Source organism: Candidatus Eisenbacteria bacterium (genome assembly GCA_013140805.1).
In the GTDB taxonomy this organism is placed as follows: domain Bacteria; phylum Eisenbacteria; class RBG-16-71-46; order RBG-16-71-46; family RBG-16-71-46; genus JABFRW01.
Map to the genome: position 1 here is coordinate 1 of JABFRW010000211.1, position 3,813 is coordinate 3,813.

General features: G+C 67.5%; 4 protein-coding genes. 1 reads left to right on the forward strand and 3 read right to left on the reverse strand.

Annotated features, from left to right (window positions below; translation table 11 throughout):
* Window positions 1–169 precede the first annotated feature (169 nt).
* Window positions 170–1,450: an HD domain-containing protein gene (locus HOP12_16195; GenBank protein ID NOT35682.1), complete on the forward strand. Its 1,281-nt coding sequence runs from the start codon at window positions 170–172 to the stop codon at window positions 1,448–1,450.
* A gap of 15 nt (window positions 1,451–1,465) precedes the next feature.
* On the opposite strand, the gene HOP12_16200 is transcribed toward HOP12_16195, so the two are convergent.
* The 3 genes from HOP12_16200 to HOP12_16210 form a co-directional block, all read right to left on the reverse strand.
* Window positions 1,466–2,446: a putative sulfate exporter family transporter gene (locus HOP12_16200; protein NOT35683.1), complete on the reverse strand. Its 981-nt coding sequence runs from the start codon at window positions 2,444–2,446 to the stop codon at window positions 1,466–1,468.
* Window positions 2,446–3,018: a cysteine dioxygenase family protein gene (locus HOP12_16205; GenBank protein ID NOT35684.1), complete on the reverse strand. Its 573-nt coding sequence runs from the start codon at window positions 3,016–3,018 to the stop codon at window positions 2,446–2,448. The genes HOP12_16200 and HOP12_16205 overlap by 1 nt, the downstream gene beginning before the upstream one ends.
* Before the next feature lie 157 nt (window positions 3,019–3,175).
* Window positions 3,176–3,652, reverse strand: coding sequence for a hypothetical protein (locus tag HOP12_16210; GenBank protein ID NOT35685.1), 477 nt, complete (start codon window positions 3,650–3,652; stop codon window positions 3,176–3,178).
* Between the last annotated feature and the right edge of the window lie 161 nt (window positions 3,653–3,813).

Sequence of the window (3,813 nt, forward strand, 5' to 3'; positions counted from 1 at the left end):
TGTCGGGAGAGTGGGAACCGCCACAAGTCTACCGCGCTCGGGGCGCGCCGGAGAAGGCGAAGCGCCAACTTTTTCGCTCTGCGAAACTGAATGCTCGCGGCCCGAAATCGGGTCCAAACACCCAGTTCGCAGCCTCAATCCGACTGCTGCCGGCGCCGATAACCGCGGCATGAATATTCCGCCCGCGCCCCCTGCGTTTGCGGCGGGCCCCGCCTCTCTCGGCGCGGTGCTCGGTGCGATCTCCGCTGCGCTCGACCTGGCGGACGGTCGGCGTCCCGGAGCTTCGCTGCGTGCGACGCTGATCGGCATGGGAATCGGCGAGCGGCTCTCGCTCTCGGCCGGCCACATGCGCGAACTCTATCTGGCACTGCTCACGCAGAACCTGGGCGCGACCGCAGACGCACGCCTGCTCGGTGCATCGGCCGACGGCGACGAGCGCGCCGCCAAGCGCGCACGCCGCCACGACCACGAACTCGAGCCGGCCGACGCGCGCGAGGTCTCACGCCTGCGCGCGTTGCGTTCGGTGCAACTCGCCGACGCGATGGCGCTCGGCGTGGGCGTCTCGGCCGTACTCGCGGCCTCGGACGAGCGCTGGGACGGCCGCGGGCATCCGGGCGGCGCGCGTGGCGACGCGATTCCGATCGGGGCGCGCATCGTCTCGATCGCCCGCTTCATCGACGAGCGGCGCGCCAACGAAAGCAGCGCCGAGGCGCTCGGCAGCGTGGGGCGCCGCGTCGGCACTCAGTTCGATCCCGAGCTGCTCCCCGCGCTCGCCGATCTGATGCCGTGGCTCGATCGCTGGGAGAGCGCGGATGAAGCGGCACTGCTGCGGCTCGCGTGCGAGGCCGAGCCCGGCGACTCACCGGTGGTGGCGAGTCCCGCGCGGCTCGATCGCATCGCCGAGAACCTGGGCGCGCTGGTCGACGAGAAGTCCGACTTCACGCACGGCCACAGCCGCAACGTGGCGGATCTGGCCACGCGCATGGCGTGGGAACTGGGGCTCGACGAGTCGCAGCAAACCGACACGCGCCGCGCCGCGTGGCTTCACGACCTGGGCATGGTCGCGGTGCCGACCGGCGTGCTCGACAAGCGCGGCTATCTGACCGCCGAAGAGTGGGAGTGCGTGCGCGTGCACCCGTTCCACACGCATCACATTCTGGGCAACGCGCCGGGCTTCGATCGCATCGCGCTCGCGGCCGCCGCGCATCACGAACGGCTGGACGGGCGCGGCTACTTTCTGGGGCTGCGCGGCGACGCGATCCCCGGCATCTCGCGCATCCTGGCGGTCGCCGACTCGTTCGAAGCGCTCACCGCCGATCGCCCGCATCGCGCCGCGGTGCCCGAGGAAGTCGCCATGCACTTCCTGGAGCTGGATCAGGGGCTCGATCCCGCCTGCATCGCCGCCTTACGCCGCGCACTCGGCACCGACGATCAGTTGCGCGCAGCCTGAGCGACGCGGTCCGCCCTACCCGCACCACCAGACGGCGAGTCCATACGAGAGCCCTGCCAGCAGCACCCACTGGGCCGCACCCGCGAGCACCGGCGCGAGCCCCGCTTCTCGCAGGTCGTTGAAGCCGGTCTGCAGTCCCACTCCTGCCATGCCCATGCATAGCAGCCACAGGTCGGCGCGGCGGATCAGCTCGAGCACCTTCGCGGGGATCACGCCGAGCGAGTTCACGACCGCGCACACCACGAACACCGCCAGGAACCACGGCACCGCGGACACCTTGGCCACACCGGTCTGTTCGTGATGGCGGCGCATCACGGCGCCGAGCAGCAGCACCACCGGCGCGAGCAGGGCGATGCGCGCGAGCTTGACCACGGTTGCGACGCGCGCCGCTTCGTCGCTGACGCCGAATCCCGCTGCCACCACCTGCGCCATCTCGTGCAGGCTCGCGCCGTCCCACACTCCGTAGACGAAGTCGCTCATGTGAAGCGCTCGCGCGGCGAACGGGTAGACCACGATGCCGATGGTGCCGAGCAGCGTGATCACGCCGAGGGCGATCGCAGAATCGCGCTTGTCGCCCTGCACAACGCTGTCAGCGGCGACCACCGCCGAGGCGCCGCAGATCGCACCACCCACGCCGAGCAGCAGCGCCATCTTGTGCGGAACGCGCAGGCGCTCGGCGATCCACCAGCCTGCGAACAGCGCGACACTGGTGGATACGAGGACCACTGCGAGCGCCGGACCACCGATCGCCCACAGCTCGCCCATGCTCAGGCGAAAGCCGAGGCCCGCGACCGCCCAGCGCAGCAGCGGGCGTTGCGCGAAGCGAATCCCCGGCTCCGCGCGCGCCGGTACCGGGAGCAGCGATTTCCAGAGCATGCCGGCCAGGATCACGAGCAGCAGAGCACTCACGTGCAGCGACTGCTTGACCGCGGGCAGATCGGCGACCACGAATCCGAGCGTGGCGAGCGCCACGCACAGCACGATCCCCAGCAGCACTAGGCGGTGTAGCTCAGCTCGCGGCGCTCACGACGCCAGCCGTTCTCCTCGGGAAAGAACGCGTGACACCACGTCATCTCGTCGCTGTAGACGTGGATCGTCACCGCAGGTGAGTCCTCGGCGTTCTCGAGCGTGTGGTGCTCGAACGGCGGGATGAGATGCCCCGCCTCACCGCGACCCGCGTAGATCACCGACTCGGGCGCGAACTGCACGCGACCCGCCTCGGGATCACCCTCGATCATGAACGACGTCACCTTGATGCGGCCGCGGTAGACGCACTCGACGCACCACTTGCCGGCGTGATCGTGAAGCGGGGTTCCCTGACCGCGATCCCACACCATCACGACCGCGCTGTAGCGACCGTGCGGGTGGCGGTGCAGCAGGCGTCGCGCGTATCGATCGGGTGCCGTGCGCAGGTAGAAGTCGTCGAGGAAGTCCGCGCCCGCCGCCAGCTCCTCGGTGAGCACCTTCTTCACGCTGCGACACACCGCGTTCAGGTCGGAGCTGTCGGTCGCCTCGTCGAGGCGCCGAATCAGCTCTTGCACGCGTGAGGACTGGGGCATGACTGCCATGGGATTCTCCGTGGCGGCGAGACATGAGCAGGGAGGAGAAGTACGAAGGCCAGACGCGCATGATGACGCAAAGACCTTAGCAGACGGCGCGAGGAGTCAAAGTCCAGCGCCATCCTTCGCCCCGGCCGGCCTTGAGAAGGCTGGAACTCTTGGTCGCCTACCCTCGAGCCGGTTCGACTACGACAGTCCGGATCACCGAAATCACCTGAAACGCGTAGCCACTTGCCATGATCGCCAAAAAAGCGATGACTGACGCCGGGATGTTTCCGGAAGCGAGCAGAACGGTGATTACCGCAAGCAGCGCAAGCCGTGCGATGAATACCGTGAAGTGTGACGCAGAGGCATCGTCGTCGTTGCTCGCCATGAAGGATAGCGGTCCGGTCGCGCACGCGTATCCGAGCAGCATGAGCGGGATTGCCTCCTCTAAGTTATGAGCCCGACCGAGAAAAAACCAGAACACGACGAATCCCCAGACCGTGATTACGGCATAAGAATACAGCGCCACGAGCACACTGAAAGCCACGACTCCCCATGTTTGTCCCCTCGCGGAGAACCATGCGGCCGGCGCAACGAGCAGAAGACTTGGCATCATGACCAGCCCGAGTGCAAATGCTCCAAGTACGGAGATCAGCAACGCAATGCCCACTACGAACCACTGGCCGAGGATTGGTTAGCGTAACGTCGCTTCTGTAAATTCATATTTCCTGCATGAGCGGCCGCCGGGAGTTGCAACGGCGGGCCGCGTCGGCTCTCCTCGTCGATGTCCTGGAAGACGTCAACGAAGGAGGAAGCGAT